Origin of the sequence: Psychrobacillus antarcticus (genome assembly GCF_029533155.1) — a bacterium.
Taxonomy (GTDB): domain Bacteria; phylum Bacillota; class Bacilli; order Bacillales_A; family Planococcaceae; genus Psychrobacillus; species Psychrobacillus antarcticus.
In genome coordinates this window covers 164,747-184,618 of sequence record NZ_JAIZDB010000006.1, presented here as the reverse complement: position 1 = coordinate 184,618, position 19,872 = coordinate 164,747, and the positions used below count along the sequence as shown (strand labels likewise).

At 37.2% G+C, this 19,872-nt stretch carries 19 protein-coding genes; 10 read left to right on the top strand and 9 right to left on the bottom strand.

Features of this window, described 5'->3' with window-relative positions; genetic code table 11:
• Positions 1-156: 156 nt before the first annotated feature.
• Both dapD and LDK52_RS04970 read left to right on the top strand, forming a co-directional pair.
• Positions 157-870: a 2,3,4,5-tetrahydropyridine-2,6-dicarboxylate N-acetyltransferase gene (dapD, locus tag LDK52_RS04975; protein ID WP_277584845.1), complete on the top strand. Its 714-nt coding sequence runs from the start codon at positions 157-159 to the stop codon at positions 868-870.
• Positions 871-881: 11 nt separating this feature from the next.
• Positions 882-2,006: an N-acetyldiaminopimelate deacetylase gene (locus LDK52_RS04970; protein ID WP_277584844.1), complete on the top strand. Its 1,125-nt coding sequence runs from the start codon at positions 882-884 to the stop codon at positions 2,004-2,006.
• A 237-nt stretch (positions 2,007-2,243) separates the two neighbouring features.
• On the opposite strand, the gene asnB is transcribed toward LDK52_RS04970, so the two are convergent.
• From asnB to LDK52_RS04955, 3 genes are all read right to left on the bottom strand, one after another.
• Positions 2,244-4,088: an asparagine synthase (glutamine-hydrolyzing) gene (gene asnB, locus LDK52_RS04965; protein WP_277584843.1), complete on the bottom strand. Its 1,845-nt coding sequence runs from the start codon at positions 4,086-4,088 to the stop codon at positions 2,244-2,246.
• A gap of 105 nt (positions 4,089-4,193) precedes the next feature.
• Positions 4,194-5,432 carry an ABC transporter permease gene (locus LDK52_RS04960; RefSeq protein WP_277584842.1) on the bottom strand — a complete coding sequence of 413 codons (1,239 nt, stop codon included), beginning with the start codon at positions 5,430-5,432 and terminating at the stop codon, positions 4,194-4,196.
• Entirely contained in the window at positions 5,425-6,324 is a 900-nt protein-coding gene (locus LDK52_RS04955; RefSeq protein ID WP_277584841.1) for an ABC transporter ATP-binding protein, read from the bottom strand. Before LDK52_RS04955 ends, LDK52_RS04960 begins: the two co-directional genes overlap by 8 nt.
• Before the next feature lie 128 nt (positions 6,325-6,452).
• Here LDK52_RS04955 and LDK52_RS04950 point away from each other — a divergent pair, with 128 nt between their 5' ends.
• Positions 6,453-7,862, top strand: coding sequence for a stalk domain-containing protein (locus tag LDK52_RS04950; protein ID WP_277584840.1), 1,410 nt, complete (start codon positions 6,453-6,455; stop codon positions 7,860-7,862).
• A 98-nt stretch (positions 7,863-7,960) separates the two neighbouring features.
• Positions 7,961-8,407, top strand: a complete 447-nt coding sequence (locus LDK52_RS04945) for a GNAT family N-acetyltransferase (protein WP_277584839.1) — start codon at positions 7,961-7,963, stop codon at positions 8,405-8,407.
• Positions 8,408-8,503: 96 nt separating this feature from the next.
• Here the strand turns inward: LDK52_RS04945 and aroD are convergent, their stop codons facing one another.
• Positions 8,504-9,256, bottom strand: coding sequence for a type I 3-dehydroquinate dehydratase (aroD, locus tag LDK52_RS04940; RefSeq protein ID WP_277584838.1), 753 nt, complete (start codon positions 9,254-9,256; stop codon positions 8,504-8,506).
• Between the two features lie 66 nt (positions 9,257-9,322).
• Between aroD and LDK52_RS04935 the strand changes: the two genes are divergently transcribed.
• Positions 9,323-10,174: a GNAT family N-acetyltransferase gene (locus LDK52_RS04935; protein WP_277584837.1), complete on the top strand. Its 852-nt coding sequence runs from the start codon at positions 9,323-9,325 to the stop codon at positions 10,172-10,174.
• Between the two features lie 80 nt (positions 10,175-10,254).
• On the opposite strand, the gene LDK52_RS04930 is transcribed toward LDK52_RS04935, so the two are convergent.
• Both LDK52_RS04930 and LDK52_RS04925 read right to left on the bottom strand, forming a co-directional pair.
• Positions 10,255-10,827 (bottom strand): hypothetical protein, encoded by a 573-nt coding sequence (locus tag LDK52_RS04930; RefSeq protein WP_277584836.1) that lies wholly within the window; start codon positions 10,825-10,827, stop codon positions 10,255-10,257.
• A 129-nt stretch (positions 10,828-10,956) separates the two neighbouring features.
• Entirely contained in the window at positions 10,957-11,799 is an 843-nt protein-coding gene (locus LDK52_RS04925) for a TetR/AcrR family transcriptional regulator (protein WP_277584835.1), read from the bottom strand.
• Positions 11,800-11,898: 99 nt separating this feature from the next.
• On the opposite strand from LDK52_RS04925, the gene LDK52_RS04920 reads away from it, so the two are divergent.
• The gene (locus tag LDK52_RS04920; protein ID WP_277584834.1) at positions 11,899-14,988 is read left to right on the top strand and encodes an efflux RND transporter permease subunit; all 3,090 of its coding nucleotides are present in this window, start codon (positions 11,899-11,901) and stop codon (positions 14,986-14,988) included.
• 237 nt (positions 14,989-15,225) lie between these two features.
• Here the strand turns inward: LDK52_RS04920 and LDK52_RS04915 are convergent, their stop codons facing one another.
• A complete protein-coding gene (locus LDK52_RS04915; RefSeq protein WP_277584833.1) occupies positions 15,226-16,275 on the bottom strand; it encodes a DUF4097 family beta strand repeat-containing protein in 1,050 nt (349 codons plus the stop codon).
• Positions 16,268-16,591: a PadR family transcriptional regulator gene (locus LDK52_RS04910; protein ID WP_090566098.1), complete on the bottom strand. Its 324-nt coding sequence runs from the start codon at positions 16,589-16,591 to the stop codon at positions 16,268-16,270. The genes LDK52_RS04915 and LDK52_RS04910 overlap by 8 nt, the downstream gene beginning before the upstream one ends.
• A 150-nt stretch (positions 16,592-16,741) precedes the next feature.
• Here LDK52_RS04910 and LDK52_RS04905 point away from each other — a divergent pair, with 150 nt between their 5' ends.
• Positions 16,742-17,071, top strand: a complete 330-nt coding sequence (locus tag LDK52_RS04905) for an MGMT family protein (RefSeq protein ID WP_277584832.1) — start codon at positions 16,742-16,744, stop codon at positions 17,069-17,071.
• 19 nt (positions 17,072-17,090) lie between these two features.
• Positions 17,091-17,498: an NUDIX hydrolase gene (locus tag LDK52_RS04900; protein ID WP_277584831.1), complete on the top strand. Its 408-nt coding sequence runs from the start codon at positions 17,091-17,093 to the stop codon at positions 17,496-17,498.
• A 272-nt stretch (positions 17,499-17,770) separates the two neighbouring features.
• Here LDK52_RS04900 and LDK52_RS04895 read toward each other — a convergent pair whose 3' ends face one another.
• Positions 17,771-18,526 carry a MerR family transcriptional regulator gene (locus LDK52_RS04895; protein WP_277584830.1) on the bottom strand — a complete coding sequence of 252 codons (756 nt, stop codon included), beginning with the start codon at positions 18,524-18,526 and terminating at the stop codon, positions 17,771-17,773.
• A 115-nt stretch (positions 18,527-18,641) separates the two neighbouring features.
• On the opposite strand from LDK52_RS04895, the gene LDK52_RS04890 reads away from it, so the two are divergent.
• Together LDK52_RS04890 and LDK52_RS04885 are read left to right on the top strand one after the other, a co-directional pair.
• Complete coding sequence (locus tag LDK52_RS04890) at positions 18,642-19,232, top strand: histidine phosphatase family protein (RefSeq protein ID WP_277584829.1); 591 nt, start codon at positions 18,642-18,644, stop codon at positions 19,230-19,232.
• Positions 19,229-19,723 carry a cupin domain-containing protein gene (locus tag LDK52_RS04885; protein ID WP_277584828.1) on the top strand — a complete coding sequence of 165 codons (495 nt, stop codon included), beginning with the start codon at positions 19,229-19,231 and terminating at the stop codon, positions 19,721-19,723. The genes LDK52_RS04890 and LDK52_RS04885 overlap by 4 nt, the downstream gene beginning before the upstream one ends.
• Positions 19,724-19,872 lie beyond the last annotated feature (149 nt).

The following is a 19,872-nucleotide window of genomic DNA, read 5'->3' as shown; positions in this document are numbered from 1 at the left end:
TTGATAATAAATGGTGAAATCTGCATTAGATTAATTAATTAGTATAAATTTTCCAAGAAAAATATTACGATTAAATTTTGAAAAAATGAATATTAATTCGTGAATTTCAATAAATTTTCCTGTAGAATAAGTACATATTTGAGGAGGAATGGGAAAATGAAACAATTAGATGCACATGAAATTATTTCATATATTCAACACGCAAAGAAATCAACGCAAGTAAAAGTATATATAAAAGGGAACGGGATAGATCAGATTTCTTTCGGAGAACAAACAAAAGTATTTGGTGAAGGAAATTCGCTAGTATTATTTGGAGAATGGTCTGAAATCGAACCTGTTATTAATAAAAATAAAAACCAAATCGAAGATATAGTAGTAGAAAATGAAAGTCGTAACTCTGCTATACCACTTCTAGACTTGAAGGGAATAAATGCACGTATCGAGCCAGGTGCTGTTATTCGTGATCAAGTTAGTATCGGCGATAATAGTGTTATTATGATGGGTGCACTTATTAATATTGGTGCAGTTATTGGAGAAGGTACGATGATTGATATGGGTGCAGTTCTAGGTGGACGTGCGACTGTAGGGAAAAATTGTCATATCGGTGCTGGTGCAGTACTAGCGGGCGTAATTGAGCCACCTTCTGCAACTCCTGTAATTATTGAAGATGATGTACTGATTGGTGCAAATGCTGTAATACTTGAAGGATGTAGAGTTGGTAAAGGTGCAGTTGTAGCTGCTGGTGCTATCGTTACGAAGGATATTCCTCCATATACGGTAGCTGTAGGAGCACCTGCAAAAGTCATTAAAGAAATAGATGATCAAACAAGATCGAAAACGGAAATCATGCAAGAATTGCGTCAGTTGTAAGTTGGTGGCAGATGAAAACCTTACAAGATATTCGGAGAGATTTACATCGCATACCTGAATTAGGTTTTGAAGAAGTAAAAACACAAAGTTACTTATTGGAACAAATTCGTGCGCTTCCGCAGGATAGACTGACAATTACTATTTGGAAAACAGGTATCGTTGTGAGAATAGAGGGCACTGAACCAACACAAACGATCGGTTGGAGAACGGACATAGACGGTCTACCGATAACAGAGGTGACTGGACTTCCATTCGAATCCAGTCATCCTGGGAAAATGCATGCCTGTGGACATGATGTGCATATGACAGTGGCACTAGGTTTACTAAGGAATCTAGTAAAGAATCCTATAAAAGATCATGTAGTTATTCTGTTTCAACCGGCAGAGGAAAGTCCTGGTGGTGCTCTTCCAATGCGTGAATGGCTGAAGGAAGAGCAACCAGCTTTGATGCCCGATAAAATATTTGCCTTTCATATAGCACCACAATATCCTGTAGGCACGGTAGCTACTCGTCCAGGTTTACTGTTTGCCAATACATCTGAATTGTTTATCGACGTAATTGGCAGGGAGGGGCATGCAGCATTCCCACATCAAGCTAGAGATATGTCTGTTGCAGCAGCTACATTATTATTGCAACTGCAGACAATTGTAAGTCGTTCTGTTAATCCAATGGATCCCGCCGTTCTTACGATTGGGAAGTTCACCTCTGGAACTGTACAAAATATAATTTCTGGTCATGCTCGCTTAGAGGGTACTATTCGTACAATGGATGCAGGAACAATGACGATTATTAAAGAGAAAATCGAGGCATTTTGTCGAGCAACAGAAATTGCTTTTGAATGTGTCATTCATATAGACTACGGTTCCTCCTATTATCAAGTAAAAAATAATGGAGTACTTGCAGAAGAGTTTTTGGCATTAGCTAAAGCACATCCAGCAACTACTGCCATTTTATGTGATGCAGCTATGACTGGCGAGGACTTTGGCTACTTCCTACAAGAAATACCAGGGCTTTTATTTTGGGCTGGCGTTAACTCATCGTATGGACTGCATCATCCAAAGCTTAGTCCTGATGAAGCGGTGATTGCCTATCTTGTTCCTTTTATAGATTCATATTTTCGGGAAATTTCAAACTAAAATAAAAGGATTTACTCAGGGTAAACAGAGTAAATCCTTTTTGGTTTCAGTTACTGGCGCTCGTATGTCTGTTACTAGCGTTCATCAGGAATTTACTCGCTTAGCTCTATCAGTTACTAGCGCTTGCTACTAGTTTACTTGCTCTAGATGATGATTTACTTGCGGAGTGGTAATCCATCCAAATACTTCTATGTTTTCTACCTTACAGCATGCATTGCAGTTATGCGATAGAGAATATTAATCCACCAACTGAACATTACATTCCTTAAACCAAATATGCATCTGCACTAAATATGCTAGAAGTTGTGGTCCAGACATTAACTGGCCAAACCATGGTACTTTAAATGCTTCTCCGTTGGATTCGACAAGATCGGCTAAGCGTTGCTTTTGGAACAGTTCGTGTAGAATGGAGTTTTTGTCTTGTAATTGCTCTTTCAACAAATTACTTATAATAGCTGTATAAACAGGATTATGTGTTTTTGGGTATGGACTCTTTTTACGATAAAGTACATCATATGGCAGACTGCCTTCAAATGCCTTTCGTAATATGCCTTTTTCCTGATTGCCGACCATCTTGTATTCCCATGGAATATTCCATGCATACTCTACCAGACGATGGTCCGCAAAGGGTACACGCACCTCTAGGCTAGCCCCCATACTCATACGATCCTTCCTATCTAACAAGGTCGTCATAAACCAAGTCATATTCATATAAAATAATGCGCGTCTTTTTGCGTCAATTTCTGATTCCCCCTCCAAAAGAGGAGTTTCAGCTAAAGTAGTGTCGTATGCATTTTGTACATATTCTTCAATATTTAATTTATTTTGCCAACTATCATTCAATAACTGGAAGCGCTCACTAGTAGATCGTATCCAAGGAAATCCTTTTTCGGCGTTTCCTATTTGGTGAAACCATGGGTAGCCACCAAATATTTCATCCGCACATTCTCCAGATAAACCTACCGTAAAGTCCTGTTTGATTTCTCTGCAGAACCATAATAAAGAAGAATCGATATCTGCCATGCCAGGAAGGTCTCGAACGTGAACAGCTTCTCTTAAATATTCAGCTAGTTTTTGTTGGGTAATAATAGAAAAATGATGTTTCGTATCTAAATGGTTTGTAACTTTTTGTATCCAAGGGAGGTCGTTTGAAGGCTGGAAGACATTACCTTGAAAATGTTGGTCATTGTCTTGATAGTCTATGGAGTATGTGTGTAGTGGGGATTTAGAATTCTGTTCATAGGATTTGGCGGCAATTGATGTAATAACACTAGAATCCAAACCACCTGAAAGGAATGTGCAAAGAGGTACGTCTGAAACAAGTTGTCTTTCTACAGCATCGGTTACTAGGAAGCGAACTTGTTCGATTGTTTCGTCTAAAGAATCTGTGTGCTCCTTGCTTTCTACATTCCAATAACGCCAAATCCGAAGTCCGTTGCTAGTTAAACTTAATGCGTGGGCTGGGCGTAATTCATTTATGTCCTTGTACACTCCAGAACCGGGAGTACGAGATGGTCCTAATCCAATAATCTCGGCAATGCCCTCTCTATTGATGATTGGAGAAATGGCAGGATGTGCAAAAAGCGACTTTTGCTCAGAAGCAAATAGGAAGCCTCCATTGCTTTCGGTATAAAAAAGTGGTTTAACTCCCAGACGATCTCGTGCTACAAACAATTTCTGTTCTAATTCATCCCAAATAGCAAATGCAAATATACCGTTAAAATAGTCAACACATTTTTCTTTCCATTCCATATAGGAGGTCAATAAAACCTCGGTATCTGAATGACCGGAGAAGGAATGACCCCGTTTTAATAACTCTTTTCTGAGATCCTCCGTATTGTATAGCTCGCCATTATACGTAAGTGTATACTCATTTGATTGATAGTTTTTAGTCATTGGTTGTTTTCCACCAACAGGATCTACCACTGTTAGACGGCGATGTCCAAATACAGCGTGCGGAGAACTCCAAATATTATCGTCGTCTGGGCCACGCTTCTTCAAGGTTTCCGTCATTTTCGCAACCACTGACAATTGGTTTCTCAAATCCCTTTGAAAATGAATCCAACCGGTAATTCCACACATTATGCATCCCTTCTTTCATTCATTATTTTATGCAAGAAATCAAAAATTGTACAAAAAAACAATCGCAAAGGTAGATACCTTCGCGATTATTTCAATGTTATTATATTAAGTTGTTACTTTTAGTACGGTCTTAATTTTTTGAATTATTCCCCCACTACTGTATGTTAAAACACTTCGTTTGTAGAAGGATAAGCTTAATAGGAATAGAAGAATTACCGTCACAATTAGAATAGCCATGGACAGCATCGGTTCAAATGATCCAATGTCTGTTGCCCCAATTCGAAGTGGCATTACCATACCAGATGTGAATGGAATATAAGAGAATACTTTTATCAACATCGTATCAGGACTTGCCATTCCTGAGATTAAAACGTAGAATCCGATCATTCCAACCATCATCGCTGGCATCATAGCCTGACTCGATTCCTCCACCTTGGATACTAAAGACCCCAATAATGCCCCGAGTATTAAGTTTAAAATGATTGTTAACAATAAAAACGCTACTGAGTATCCGATAAATACAAAGGATAATTCGTTGGCAATATCCTGGACAACAACCCATTTTGAGCCACCGTCAATCAGCGCAAATAACAATCCTTGAACGATTAATAATCCTCCGATTTGTGTCAATGCTAAAAGAAATGATCCAGTTAACTTTGCCATAAAATGAGTAGATGGTTTTACGCTTGCTAGTAGGACCTCTAAAACACGTGATCCTTTTTCAGAAGCAACATCCGTTGTAATCATCGATAAAAATGTCATAACAAATGAATAAATTAGAAATCCTACTAAAAAGGAAGCGCCCAATCCTGCAGCTTTCTCATCTTCACTTTTACTTGAGGCAGATTGCTCATCAAGATTTTTCATCGTTATTGTCGTTTCGGATTGAAGAATTTTATCTGCTTGCTCCGCTGTTAAGTTTAGTTGTTGCACTTCATATATTTTCCCCGCATATTGCAGAGTGGAAGAAAGGCTTTGCTGATCATTAAATGTCAGTGGTTCAAAGGCGGCAATTTCTGCTGCCAGCGAATTGTCTTGATCCTTTACGAAAATTGCAGCTGCAAAGTCTCCATTGATCACTTGTTTCTCTACCTTTTCAACCCCATCTGTAGGGAAGGAAAATTGTATATCACTAGTCGATTCAAATAGAGCTTCGATTTCAGCATCTGTTTCGTTAATAAGCGCAATTTGTAGAGCCTCTTCCTGGAAAAATGCTTCTTTAATATCAGTCCAGAACATAAAACCACTGATCACCGCAACATACAATAAGAGTGAAAATATAAATGATTTTGCTTTTACTTTTTGAACGTATAGCTGCTTAACTAATAACCAAAACTTAGACATGCGTGCCACCTACCTTATCCTTGAAAATTTCCTCTAATGATAAATAATCCAAACTGAATTTCTCTATATATTTCCCATTAGATACATAGTCAAAGATAGACTGCGCATACGATTCATCCTCTAGTGTTAATATATAATGATCTCTACCAATTTGAATATCTCTTACACCATGCAATCCTGCTAGAACCTCCTTTGGAATTTCTGTACGAATGGTTAATTTTATTTTTCCGTATTGTTTTTTTATATCCAATAAACTTCCTGTAAATAAGGAAGCTCCGCGTTTTAATAGGCATAAATGATCGCAAAGTTCTTCTACATTATCCATTTGATGACTAGAAAACAAAATGGTTGTTCCTTTATGCTTCAAGTCTAGAATAGCTTGTTTTAGTAAATCCATATTTACTGGATCCAATCCACTAAATGGCTCATCTAGAATAAGAAACTCCGGCTCATGTATAAAGCTTGCGATTAATTGAACTTTTTGTTGGTTTCCTTTGGATAAGGTTTCTGCTTTTGCCTTTCGCTTATCCTCTAATTCAAAACGATTAATCCAATAATCGACTTCTTTTTTTAGATCTTTTCTACGCTTACCTCTAAGCTCCCCGAAAAAGTATAGTTGGTCTTCCACCGTCATAGCAGGGAAGATGCCGCGCTCCTCTGGTAAATAGCCTAGAATATCACGATTTATTGAATTTATATGCTGCCCATTCCACGTAATACTACCTTCAGTTGTCTCCTGTAAGTCTAAAATCATGCGAAATGTAGTTGTTTTACCAGCACCATTCTGCCCGATCAATCCAAAGATTTCTCCTTTTTCAATTGTAAAGGACAAACCATTAACAGCGACGAAATCTTGATATCTCTTAGTTACTTGATTGATTGCTAAAGTCATATTCAAACTCCTATCTATTTTTCTCTTTTCCCTTTATACGAAACAAAATTAAGAATGTTTCAAAAAAATGTAACGTTTTTCAAATAAGCCCGTCAAATGGATAGAGAAGTAAAAAGAGGAGAGATTCGATGAAGAAAATTTGTGGAGTTATCGTAATAATTTTAACTTTAGGGCTAATATGGAGCCAAGGATCAGTCTCAGCACAAAATGACGATGTAAAAGTAGGAACAACGAACTTTATAAAAGCATCTGGAATTATAACTAATGTGGAAACAAAAGAAGATACTACCACATTAACGGTAGAAACAACTGGTAAAGAGCCGCAAATTACTTTTTACAAAGTAACGAACGAAACAATGTTATACAGCAGTGGATCAACGAAAAAGATGGATAAAACGGCGTTACAAAAAGGCAGACAAATTGATGCCTATTATGCTAAAGATAAACCGATGATTACTATCTATCCAGCACAAATTTCACCCGAATTAGTTGTTATCCATGACGATAAAACATTCGGTTCGGTTAAAGTAGGAAAGTTTGATGAGGAACTGCGTAGTTTAGATAATGAATTAAATTTGAAAGTGGATAATAAAACGATTCTAGAAAATACGAAGGGAGATAAAATAGAACGACAAGATTTAAGTGGAAAAGAGCTTATTGTATTCTATACGATGGCTACAAAAAGCATTCCAGCTCAAACAACTCCCACTAAAATAGTAGCAATTTCACCTGTGGAAACTGAAGATGCTTCAAACTTCATGAAATTTTCAGGTGTCATAACAGAGATAACAAACGATAAAAATCAGATTGAACTTACAGTTGTGACAGAAGGGGATGAACCAATCACGACTATCTTCCCACTAGATAATAATGTCCTTCTTTTTAAAGGGACAAATGCAGAGCCATTTAAAAAAGAATCCTTTAAAAAAGGCCAGAAAATAGAAGCTTTCTACGACAAAAATAAGCCAATGATTTTGATTTATCCAGCAAGAATAACTCCGGAGATTGTCGTTGTTCAAGACAAAGAAAAATTCAATTTTGTGAAAGTAGCTAAGTTTGACCATAACCTGATTAGTTTAGATCAAGAGCTCCAATTGAACATTTCCAAAGAGACTGACATACGTAATGAAAAAGGAGAAGTAATAACTCAGGAGGATTTAGAGGGAAAAGAGCTAATTATTTTTTATAATACTGCTACAAAAAGTATTCCAGCTCAAACAGTTCCAACGAAAATTGTTGCTGTAAATTACCTTTCACCCGAACTGAAACAAATTATTAATGATGATCATTATATACAAAATGGGGTAAAAATGATTCCGCTCCATCAAGTAGCAGAATATCTGGGGTATGAAGTGAAAGATTATACTGTCCCTACGCAAAAGTTAGTAACACTCACAAAAGGTAACAGCTCTTTCCAAATCTTTCGTAATATGAAAGTTTATAGTTACAATAAAAGTTTGCAATTATTTTCAGAAAAACCGATAGTAAAAGATAAGAAAACGTATGTTTCAGAAGAAATTCTCGATATATTAAAATAAACATAAACCCCATCCTTTTCTAGTGGAGAAGGATGGGGATTAATATTATGTAGGTATCGTTGTATTTGAGATGAGCTAAAGAAGGGGGGAAATAATCTATGGAAATAAGACAAATAAAAGAAGAGTATCCGTTAGAATTATTGTTGCTAGCAGACCCTTCTGAAAAGTTTATCAAACAATACCTAGAACGAGGGGAATGCTACATTGGTGAGGTAGATGGAGAGATAGTTGGTGTATTTGTATTGCTGCCGACGAGACCAGAAACAGTAGAACTCGTTAATATAGCGGTGATAGAGCAACACCAAGGTAAAGGCTTTGGAAAAGCACTTGTAATGAACGCTGTTAACAAGGCAAAGGAACAAGGATATAATGTAATGGAAGTTGGTACCGGTAATTCCAGTATAGATCAGCTAGCTCTCTATCAAAAATGTGGATTTCGAATTATCGGAGTGGACATCGACTTTTTCTCGGGTCGCTATAATGAGGAAATCATCGAAAATGGCATCCTATGTGTGGATAAGATTCGACTAGCCCAAATACTATAATGGAGAATTCAAATTAGCGGCAACAGCTCATGCGAAATATCGTCGCAATTGGAGTACCTGCCGCTTTTCTGAGTTACTAGGTGCCTTTGTTTTTTCTTATTTGGTATGTAGTAATTCTAAAATATATTTAAGATCACTTGCCGGAATTTGACCAGGTGCCGATGAAGATACTCCAGCACCAAACGTTGCTACTGAACCGAAAATCTCCCCGGCTAATCGACTGATTGCTCCTGTAGCAGCCATAGACATGGTGATAATTGGACGGTCTGCATATACAGATTGCATGGTATACGTGGCATCTAGCAATGTCAGAACATCAGATGGGTTGTTCGGCATTACTGCGATTTTAGGTATATGTGCACCTAACTCTTGCATTCTCTTAAGTCTCCATATGATTTCTTCCTTGGCTGGAGTCTTGTCAAAATCATGATTAGACATAATGATCACAACGTCATTTTCTTTCGCGCTCTCCATAATTTCCATCACTTTTGGTGAGAACAACTCTACATCTAGCAAGTCAATTTCTTTTGTTTTCATTACTTCCACAAGAAGGGTCTCGTAGTATGAATCTTCTATGGTTTTATTGCCACCCTCACGATGTGTTCTAAAAGTGAATAATAGCGGGATTGGGTATAGCTCTTCTCGAAGGACAGAAAGTGTTTGTTTTACTTTCGTTAAATCTTCAATATCCTCTAACAAATCTGCGCGCCATTCAACAATATCTAAGTTTAATCGTTTAATTGTTTTTATTTCGAAAAGGAGCTCTTTTAGCGTTGTTCCCATAAGTGGAACAATAACTTTGGGTACACCTTTTCCTATATGAACATCCCTAATTGAAACAATTTGCATAAAAGTATCCACTCCCACAGTGTTTTAGGTTATATTAACATACAAAGATGAAAGGTGGTCAATTATATGAATTTTCAGCATTATGAAAGTGTAGAGAGATTTGCCATTAGAGTAACACCTTTTTTGAAAGAAAATGAGGATAAGTTCAGTTTATTTCTTGGTGTTCTCGAGAGAATAAAGGTCGGTGCTTACGAAAATCCATATATGGCTACTATTGAAGAAAACGGTCAATTATTAGCAATTTTTCAAATGACTCCTCCACATCCTCTAAATATAATATTTGTCGATGAAAATCAACTAGCTACTTGCACGGACTTATGTATAACCGAATTAATCAATCAAGCTGTTCCAGTAGAATCAATAATCAGTGTAAAGGAATGGGCTATTCTGTTTGCAAACAAGTGGCAAGAAAGAACAGGTGGAAGCTACTCTTTAATAATGGATCAAGGGCTCTATAGATTGGACAAGGTAGAGGAATCACTAGAAATGAGCACAGACTCATGGCGTTATGCAACGTCTAACGACGCACTACTTATAGAAAAATGGTTCGGGCAGTTTGAGCATGATACTGGGCTACCAACTACAGCTCCAGTAGAAATAAAAAAACGTGTGAAAGCTATGTTAGATGCAAAGGAAGTCTTCCTGTGGGAAAACAAAGGGGAAGTTGTATCTATGATGAAAAAGGCTAGACCAACAGCAAATGGAGTTACAGTTTCTCTTGTTTTTACACCGGCAGAAAAACGAAGAAAAGGGTATGGACGAACAATGGTAGCTGCAGTGAGTAAAGAGTTATTGAAGGAGTTTAAGTTTTGTGTACTATATACAGATATGCTTAATCCAACTTCGAACAAAATATATCAGGAAATAGGCTATAAGAAGCTGATAGATTCTGTTCATTTGAAACTAGAAAAATTATAGCAAAAGGATTCCCTATTAAAAGAGCTAGATGAAGAATATGGCATAGTAGCGCACTTCATCTAGCTATTAGAATTTCCCTATTATATTTTCTCTTTATTCTTATCCTTTATTTCTTCATGAATTTCTTGGTATTCCTCTTCAATATCCGTAGTTTTTTGAATAAAAGGTTCGTGGTTCCAATCAGTCCGTTTTCCGTAGCGAATCATTTCATAAATAATCATTCCATTGTTTGGCATGCCGTTTATAGTTCTCATCGGTATAATATCAAACACAACATAATAAAAGCCATAAAACACAAAACGATCCCAAAATGTTTTATATTCCTCTAACAGACCGTTTGCTAATAATGTATTTAATAGTAGAGATACCGAAATATTCATGAGGATAGGACCTGCGTAAATACATATATATGCAAGCTTACTTTCCCTTTTTAGCGAATCATAGGAAAACCAACTAAATAGATGATAGTGTTTTCGAATATCAAATATCCAAAACTTGAAAATTCGAGGGCCGGAGCCAATTGTCAGTCTAGGGTTCTTTACACCGAAAATACCACTCACTATCAAGTAACCGGTTTCTCGTAGAAATACAACAATGGGCAAGATGATAAAAGCTGAAATTATTAAAGAAAGTAAATCCGAAAATCCAAACATTTTATCACAACTCTCTAATATAAGGAATGTTGTGTATAAAATACCCGATTTGTGTAAAATGAACCTTGAAATAATTGCCATTGAAAAAGAAGGGTTGTCCTCGCTTAACTAGAACGGAAATCATCCAAATTATTTATCAGAGCTTAACTCAAAATAATTCCGAAGCAAAAAGGCAACCCATTTGCAATTAGAATAGTCATGAACATTTTTTAAAAGACCTTCTACTAAAGCTGGACTTAGGGAGGGCTCTAATAAATGTTGTTTTAATAAGCTAAGTGATTCTTTTTCAAGTGGCTCCTCTGCTTCATTTAAGCATTGGTCTAAAATAGCCAGCAGTTGTTCAATTGTTACTTCGTCATTAGTTAACCGTTTTAGTTGGAATATTTCTTCGGTGACGAAAGGAATTGTAATTTGTGAAGCAAGTAAGTTTGTTTTTTCTACTAAGGATTGTGCGAGCAGATCCAAATTTACAGGCACATCATTGAATAAAATTAATTCCGAATAAATACTAATGAAACCTTTAATACAATAAACTAAATCATGCTTCGTATTTTCAATCTTTTCCCCGAATAACCTCTCCATCATAGTTAGGATAATTTTCTCTAGTAACCGATCATAATACCTGAACTTAATACCAAGCTCCTTATTGAATGATTGTGACTGTTCTTTCATCAAAATTTTAGCGAAATTTGAATGCTTTTGAGAGGATTTAAATATCGTAAAGTAAAATTTATATAATGTTCTTTCATCTTCTTGTGTGTTTGTGACCTGGTAGTCAGTATCTGAAATCATTTGACTCATAAATTGGTCTATTATTGCTAATATTAATTCATCTTTAGACTTAAATGACAAATAGAATGCACCTTTAGAGATACCGCAGTGTTCTGTGATTTGTTGGACAGAGGTTAGTTCAAATCCTTGTTGTGCAAAAAGCTCTATTGCTTTTTCCATGATTAGTTGTTTTTTACCCATTTAAACCTATCGCTCCTAGTTCATATTATTGACAACTGACTAATAAGTCATTATTATAAGTAATTGAGAAATTAAAGTCAATTAAGGGTAGGTGTAAGAGTGAAAGGTTTAGTCAATTTTGTTCTTCATAATAAATTAGCAGTATGGTTACTTACAATTATTATCACAGTGTCCGGTATTTATTCGGGAACACGAATGAATATGGAAACAATTCCGGATATTTCAATTCCTTATTTAATGGTAATGGATGTTTATCCAGGTGCAACACCTGAGCAAGTCATGGAAGATGTATCCATGCCTTTAGAAAAAGTAGTAGAAAACCTTCCAGGAGTAAAATCTGTTTTTTCTAATTCCAATGCGAATATGGCAAGTATTCAAGTGGAATATGAGTATGGGGAGGATATGGCCGAAGCAAATCGTACTTTGAAATCTGCATTAGAGGCTGTAAAATTACCGGAAGGTGCACAGGAGCCAATTGTGACTGCTATTAGCTTGAATATGATGCCTGTTGTGGCGTTAAGTGTTAGTAGTATGACAGAAGATATTGTGGAGTTAACATCTACAGTTTCAGAGCTTTTAGTTCCTAAAATGGAGAAAATCGATGGAGTAGCTTCTGCAACTATTGCAGGACAGCATATTGAGGAAGTTCGGCTTACGTATAACGAAGAGAAAATGGCTGAGCTTGGTTTAACAGAAGATGATGTAAAACAAATGATTCAGGCTAGCGACTTAGCAGTTTCATTAGGTCTTTATGAATTTGAAGAAGGTGAAGAAGCTGTTTCAGTAGATGGCAAGTTCATGACATCAGAAGAACTAAAGGAAATGCTAATTCCTGTAACACCATCAGCAACAAATCCATCTCCATTTGTGAAACTTAGTGATATTGCTACTATTGAGGAAGTAGGTAGAGTTCAATCTGTATCACGCACAAATGGGGAAGATGCTATTTCTATTCAAATTGTTAAAGGGCAAGAAGCTAATACAGTTGATGTTGTTAATAGTGTGAAAGAATTGATTAAAGAAGAGCAACAAAATATCGATGGTCTTGTTATTGATGTTTCACTAGATCAAGGTGAGCCAATTGAAGAGTCCGTCTTTACGATGATTGAAAAAGCATTATTTGGTGGTTTGATTGCTGTATTAATCATATTATTGTTCTTACGTGATATAAAATCAACCATTATTTCGATCATATCAATTCCGGTATCTATTTTCATGGCATTACTATTATTGAACTGGATGGATATCACGTTGAATATTATGACCCTTGGAGCTATTACAGTTGCCATAGGGCGAGTAATAGATGACTCCATTGTCGTAGTAGAAAATATTTATCGTCGTATTCATTTAAAAGATGAAAAGTTATCAGGCCGTGCGCTAGTACGTGAAGCGACTTTAGAAATGTTCAAACCCATACTATCATCTACTTTAGTTACGGTTGCAGTATTTGCACCATTACTATTTGTTGGAGGTATGGTCGGAGAATTGTTCTTGCCATTCGCACTTACAATGACTTTTGCACTTGGGGCATCATTGATAGTGGCTGTTACAATCGTTCCGGCATTGTCTCATTACCTATTTAAGAAGAAGTTATATGGTGAAAAGAAAGAAAGTAATCACAAAGAGGCTGGTAAACTGGCTAAAGGTTATAAGCGCATATTAGAATGGACGCTTAACCATAAAGTAATTACTTCTATTGTATCTATTGTTTTATTGGCGGGTAGTTTAGCTTTAACGCCATTAATTGGCTTTAGCTTCTTAGGGAGTGAAGAAGAAAAAGTTATGTATTTAACATATACACCAGAAGCTGGTGAGTTAAAAGATGACACATTAGCAAATATTGCTGTAGTAGAAGAAGAGTTATTAAAACATAAAGATATTGATATTCTTCAATTGTCCGTAACGGATAGCGATAGTGTTGATCCAGCAGCAGCGATGATGGGTGGCGGAGCAGGTGGTGCATTAATGTACCTAATCTTTGATCCAGAAATGGAAGATTTCCCAGGAGCTCGCGAAGAAATTGAAGAGTACATCTTTAATATAGAACAAACGGGCGAGTGGAAGACTCAAAACTTCTCCGCTATGTCCATGTCTTCAAATGAAGTTAGCTACACATTCTACAGTGAAGATTTAGACAAACTAAACGAAGCTGTAAAAATGGTAGAAGATGTAATGAGTGACAATGACGGCCTAGAAGACGTTTCTTCTAGTACTGAGGATGCCTTCGTAGAATATACATTCAAAGTAGAGCAAGATGAATTACTTCAGTATGGTTTAACGACAGGTCAGATTGTTATGATGTTAAGTCCTTATGCTACACAAGAAGTATTGACGACAGTTGAAAAAGAAGGAAATACATTAGACGTGATTGTTCAGCAAGAAAAAGCGGAACAACCGAAATCTGTTGATGATATTTTAGCTACAGAAGTACCTACAGCATTAGGTACGACAATGCCTCTTTCTGAGCTGGTAACAGTTGAAGAAGGAACAACACTAAATACGCTTGCACGTAGTAAAGGGGAGTATTATGCGACAGTTTCTGGAACAATCCTTGGGGATGACATTTCAGTTGCAACATCTGAAGTAGATGAAGCAATTGATAAATTAGACTTACCTAAAGGAGTTGAAGTTGGTGTAGCTGGTGTAGCAGCTGACATGACAGAAACATTTACGCAGCTTGGTATAGCAATGCTTGCGGCTATCGCAATCGTTTACTTTATCTTAGTTGTAACATTCCGTGAAGGTGTAGCACCATTTGCTATCCTGTTCTCTTTACCATTTGCGATAATCGGATCGTTCGTTGGTTTATGGATCGCAGGAGAAACAATTTCTGTATCGGTTATGATGGGGATGCTCATGTTAATCGGTATCGTAGTCACAAATGCGATTGTACTAGTAGACCGAATCATCCATATGGAACGTGATGGCATGAGCATGCGTGAAGCAGTTCTGGAAGCAGGAGTAACTCGTTTACGGCCAATTCTAATGACTGCAATCGCAACGATTGGTGCATTGATACCATTAGCTGTTGGTTCAGGTGGTGGCGGTTTAATCTCGAAAGGTCTTGGTATTACAGTAATCGGTGGTCTAACAAGTTCAACGTTATTAACGTTAATAGTTGTACCAATCGTTTATGAAATCTTATCAAAACTGTTCAAGAAAAACCGTAAAGAAATAGAAGAAAACTAACAAGAAAAGCGCTCAACTTAGAGTCCTTTCAGACATTTGACGTCTGGAAGGGCTCTTTTTGTGATACGGCGGCCAAAAAGAGGAAGTAAACCCATGTGAAAGCCTGAAAAATGTCTTTAGTTGGAATTTTGAGCGGTTAAGTTGGAAAAATGAACATGGTAGTTGTAATAGTAAAAAAATACCAGAATATAAAGAAAGAGGAGTTCATGACAACAGTCACAAATTCTCCTCTTTATTTTAATCGAAAACAGGTGTTTTGCTTTTCTTTTCTACTGTTATTTTCCCGTTATCTGAAGAAAGGCGTACTTTGTTTGCGCCTATACCAAATACAGTGCGAGAATTTTTTTCGCCGAACACACTTATTTTGCCGAAATCCACTTTTGTATGAATCGATACATTTGTAGGATCTGTTTCCGTTTCTACTAATATACTTCCGTTATCCGTTTCCAAATCAATCATTCGATCCAAGCTAGTAGTTAATAGCTCGATTCTGCCATTATCTGTTTTTCCTGTAATACTGCCGTTAACATATTGCATAATAATTCTGCCGTTATCGGTCTCCGTGTGAACTTGCTCCGCATCAATATTTTGAAGTTCTATTCTGCCGTTATCCGTTTCAGCGGTAAGTTTATCAGCTTGAATTTTCTCCATTTCAATACGCCCATTGTCCGTTTCTACTTCTAGAATGGTCGCAGCAAATTCTTTCAGTCCAATACTCCCGTTATCTGATGTTATCTTAATATTTTTCCCTAGTATTTTTTCTGCACGAATACGACCGTTATCGGTTTTCATAATTACAGTCGTATACAGTTTTTTAGGTAGAGCAACGTTTACTCTTAGTTGTTTTATTAAGAATATGAAACTAAAAAATTTATACTTTTTGGTTTTTAACCGAATCGATAAGGTGTCGTTTACTACTTCAGCTGTCAATTGTAACTTGTCGTTTTCACCAACTAACTCGATAGATGCTTCCTCAGTATCTGAAGAGGTCACGTGTAATGAACCAAAGTCGATATCCATCATTACATTCGAGAAATTTGCATGGGGTACTTTAATGATTTTATTGCTCGATGTAATTTTATCTGGAATGTGAATTTGGTTTTCCGAAAGCTCCTCAGCAATTTCTTTTGGTGAACCTAAGGAGGCTGCAATTTCACTATCTGATTTTCCGTCTTCCCGCCCATTGGAGAAATACTCTTTAATGTCAGAAAGAATATCATTTCTCTCCTCAGCGGGAAGCCTCGTCAAAGCAAGTTCTAATTCGTTTAAAAATTGTTGTTCAGTCATTTTTTACACCCTCTTCGATTAGATTGTTTACACCAGTTGTGAAGCTTTTCCATTCTTTTAGTTGTTCATGTAAGTAGGACCGACCTAAATCCGTTAGCTTGTAGTATTTACGAGGGGGTCCTTCTGTGGACTCCTGCAAATAGGTAGTAAAATATCCTTCCTTTGTCAATCGTCTTAATAATGGATAGACGGATCCTTCCGAAATGGAGATCTGATCGGATATTTTTTGGACTAACTCATACCCGTAACGATCTTGCTTATCCAATAAAACAAGCACACATAAATTTAAGACGCCTTTTTTAAATTGAATATTCATCTTTTATTTCCTCCTTTCGCTACTAATCAATGAACAGTACCTTGGATAGAATATATCATACAGTATTATCTTATGCAAGGTACTGAATCAATATAATTATATTTATATAAATTGTCAGTTATAATGAAAGGAATGAAAGGAAGTTGAGTGATGAACCCTTTTACTGAAAGAGTAATTCAAATTATAAAGTCCATCCCGTCTGGGAAAGTAATGACCTATGGACAAATTGCAAAAGTTGCAGGAAGTCCTAGAGGAGCAAGACAAGTAGTTCGAGTTTTACATTCTATGAGTGCTAAGTATAATCTGCCATGGCATCGTGTGATTAATGCGAAGGGAGAAATTGTGATAGCTGATGAAGAATCGGCATACTCACAAAAAGCAATACTAGAAGCAGAAGGGGTCCAGTTCCTTACGGGGGATCGTGTAGATTTGAGAAAGTCACTGTATGATCTTCAAGTCGTAGAGGAAGAATGGATATAAAGAGAGGGAGTGGATGCTGATGTTTAGTTGGAAAGGTGCAGCAGGGATTTGTGTAAATGAACAAAAGCAAGTGTTAATGGTACTCCAAGCAGCACCAGGAGAAGATAAGAAATGGACTGTTCCGTCGGGGACGCTTGAAGAAGGAGAAACATTAGAGGAATGCTGTATAAGAGAATTCAGTGAGGTAACTGGACTCATAGTGAAAACGATGGAAAAAATACATAATAAAAGTGGCGATATCAGTGAACAAGGCATCTCCTACGATGTGGACTATTTTCTAGTAGAAATAATAAGTGGAGAAATAACACTTCAGGACCCAGATGAATTTATTCATGAAATTGGTTGGAAGTCACTGGAGGAAATCCAAACGTTAGATTTGGCTTATCCAGAGGATATCCACATAATCGAGAACGTATTAAAAAACTAGAAGGTCATGAACCGTCTTGTTATTTGTCCTGCATTATCGAGAGAACTTGAGCTATACGAGAGAGCCACTCCCATACGAGAGTGATTTTGGTTTATACAAGCGGGCGGAAATACTCCTACTTTAATGCTTGGAGCAAGAAGCAACAACCTGTTAGCCCGATTGGTTCGGGCTAACAGGTTGTTGGTCACTCAGGCATTGCCGCAAGATGCGGCGTTATTTGCCTGAGTTCAGTTTCAAACAGTGGGGGATGAAGAGACCCGCTGATTGAAGTTTCACTTTATATAAATAATAATCGCATCTCGTAAGAATTCAGTTGCTCCTGGCTGTACTTTGTCATAATAAGCGGTGAAGCGTTCATCAGCGGCATACATTTCAGCAAGACCAGCATGAGCTTCTTTGGAGTAATGATCCCAGTAAAAGCAAAGCCATTGTTTATGCAAATCTGCTGCTTGTTGAGCTAGTTCTCCAGCAGGGTCCCCGGTTTCCATAGCTGCTTTTAAGTTGATAAACAGTTGGTCCTCTAATTTCTGCACGTCCGCATACTGTTCTTCTGTCATACCCTTTACTTTTGCATTGGATGCATTCACAGTATCTTCACCATATTTTTGGCGAATTTCTTTTCCGTATTTCTGCTCATTGTTATCGACAAGTATTTGTTTGAAACCTTCAAATTTTTCTTTATCCGACATGCTCATCTTCCTTTCTGTTTGGCTGATTGACTTATCCACATTGTTGATAAGTGCATCTAGTTGTGCTCGTTTTTCGAGCAGTTTTTCACGATGATCCCGAAGTGCCTTGGTTCCGTCGAATGTTGGCGAAGTCATCATATCTTTAATACTATCTAAATTTACTCCCAGCTCGCGGTAAAACATTATTTGCTGTAGACGATCTACTTCAGCGGCGCCGTAAATACGATACCCAGATGAATTGATGTGAGCGGGTTTGAGTAGACCAATCTCATCGTAATATCGAAGCGTCCGTGTACTGATACCAGCAAGCTGACCTAGCTTTTGTACCGTGTATTCCACTTCATCACCTCCTAATATATTCAGTGTAAACCTTTACGTAACGTCAAGGTCAAGTGATAATTGTTCAATTATTTTTCTTTGATTATAATGAAAGGATAAGTAAGGGGGAATTCACATGACAACGGTAGGGTTTGTTAGACATGGTGTCACTGCGTGGAATAAAGAAGGAAGAGCACAGGGGAATACAGATGTGCCTCTAGATGAAGAAGGAATTCAAATGGCGGAGCGAGCAGCAAAGAGAATGCAGTTCGAGGAATGGGACGTAATCTATACAAGCCCACTCATCCGCGCGAAGAAAACGGCTGAAATTATTGCAGAGAAGTATACGGGAGTCAACTTTATACAAGACAAACGCCTAAGGGAAATTGGTGGAGGTATCATAGAAGGAACTACTGAAGACGAACGAATTGCTAAATGGGGTCCGGATTGGAGAAACCGGGATATTGGCTTTGAGCCGGAAGATGCTATTATTTCTCGTGGAATGTCCTTTATAGAAGAGGTAAAGCAAAGACATTTCGGGAAAAGAGTTCTTGTCGTAAGTCATGGAGGCTTCATCAGTAGGTTATTAAATGTACTTGTTCCTAAAGGAGAATTTTCACGCGATATCGGCAACACTTCAGTGACAATTGTGGAACTCCAAGAAAATGAAAATATTTGTCATTTATTTAATTGTATGAAGCATTTAGAAGTGAAGGAAGTGCAATGATGAGAGATGCTTCCTACTATATAAAAAATTTAGGGTTAGAGCCTCATTCAGAAGGAGGGTACTTTCAGAGTAGTTATACTTCCAAGAACCATAGCGGAAATAAAAAATTGTATACGAGTATCTATTTTCTATTAGGTGCTGCGGATGTGTCCCATTTTCATAGATTGAAATCGGATGAGCTCTGGTATTTCCATGATGGTAGCTCACTTTTGGTACATGTTATCGATGAGAAAGGTAACTATGTTGAACATAAGCTAGGATTAAATATTGAAAATGGAGAAGTTCCTCAAGTGCTGGTACCCAAGAATACTATTTTTGGGTCATCCGTTAATGAGGGGGGAGCATTTTCACTAGTCGGCTGTATGGTAGCACCGGGATTCGAATACGAGGATTTTGAACTCTTTACGCAAAAGGAACTGATACATGATTATCCTCAACATAAAGAAATTATATGTAAAATGGCTTATGAAATATTGCCAGAGTCTGAATGAGGAGAGGGAAGCCACCATTCCCCAAAAAGTAGGAATAAGCTAAAAAATAAGTAGCATACACCCAACAAAGCAGCGAAAAAGCTCTCGAAATTGTATCTTCGGGAGCTTCCTGTATTTTTGGGGGAAGCATCATAAGATTACCGGAAAAA

Coding starts and splice junctions, on each gene's coding strand:
- dapD (WP_277584845.1), top strand. CDS start 157: ATGAAACAATTAGATGCACATGAAATTATTTCATATATTCAACACGCA.
- LDK52_RS04970 (WP_277584844.1), top strand. CDS start 882: ATGAAAACCTTACAAGATATTCGGAGAGATTTACATCGCATACCTGAA.
- asnB (WP_277584843.1), bottom strand. CDS start 4,088: ATGTGTGGAATTACCGGTTGGATTCATTTTCAAAGGGATTTGAGAAAC.
- LDK52_RS04960 (WP_277584842.1), bottom strand. CDS start 5,432: ATGTCTAAGTTTTGGTTATTAGTTAAGCAGCTATACGTTCAAAAAGTA.
- LDK52_RS04955 (WP_277584841.1), bottom strand. CDS start 6,324: ATGACTTTAGCAATCAATCAAGTAACTAAGAGATATCAAGATTTCGTC.
- LDK52_RS04950 (WP_277584840.1), top strand. CDS start 6,453: ATGAAGAAAATTTGTGGAGTTATCGTAATAATTTTAACTTTAGGGCTA.
- LDK52_RS04945 (WP_277584839.1), top strand. CDS start 7,961: ATGGAAATAAGACAAATAAAAGAAGAGTATCCGTTAGAATTATTGTTG.
- aroD (WP_277584838.1), bottom strand. CDS start 9,256: ATGCAAATTGTTTCAATTAGGGATGTTCATATAGGAAAAGGTGTACCC.
- LDK52_RS04935 (WP_277584837.1), top strand. CDS start 9,323: ATGAATTTTCAGCATTATGAAAGTGTAGAGAGATTTGCCATTAGAGTA.
- LDK52_RS04930 (WP_277584836.1), bottom strand. CDS start 10,827: ATGTTTGGATTTTCGGATTTACTTTCTTTAATAATTTCAGCTTTTATC.
- LDK52_RS04925 (WP_277584835.1), bottom strand. CDS start 11,799: ATGGGTAAAAAACAACTAATCATGGAAAAAGCAATAGAGCTTTTTGCA.
- LDK52_RS04915 (WP_277584833.1), bottom strand. CDS start 16,275: ATGACTGAACAACAATTTTTAAACGAATTAGAACTTGCTTTGACGAGG.
- LDK52_RS04910 (WP_090566098.1), bottom strand. CDS start 16,591: ATGAATATTCAATTTAAAAAAGGCGTCTTAAATTTATGTGTGCTTGTT.
- LDK52_RS04905 (WP_277584832.1), top strand. CDS start 16,742: ATGAACCCTTTTACTGAAAGAGTAATTCAAATTATAAAGTCCATCCCG.
- LDK52_RS04900 (WP_277584831.1), top strand. CDS start 17,091: ATGTTTAGTTGGAAAGGTGCAGCAGGGATTTGTGTAAATGAACAAAAG.
- LDK52_RS04890 (WP_277584829.1), top strand. CDS start 18,642: ATGACAACGGTAGGGTTTGTTAGACATGGTGTCACTGCGTGGAATAAA.
- LDK52_RS04885 (WP_277584828.1), top strand. CDS start 19,229: ATGATGAGAGATGCTTCCTACTATATAAAAAATTTAGGGTTAGAGCCT.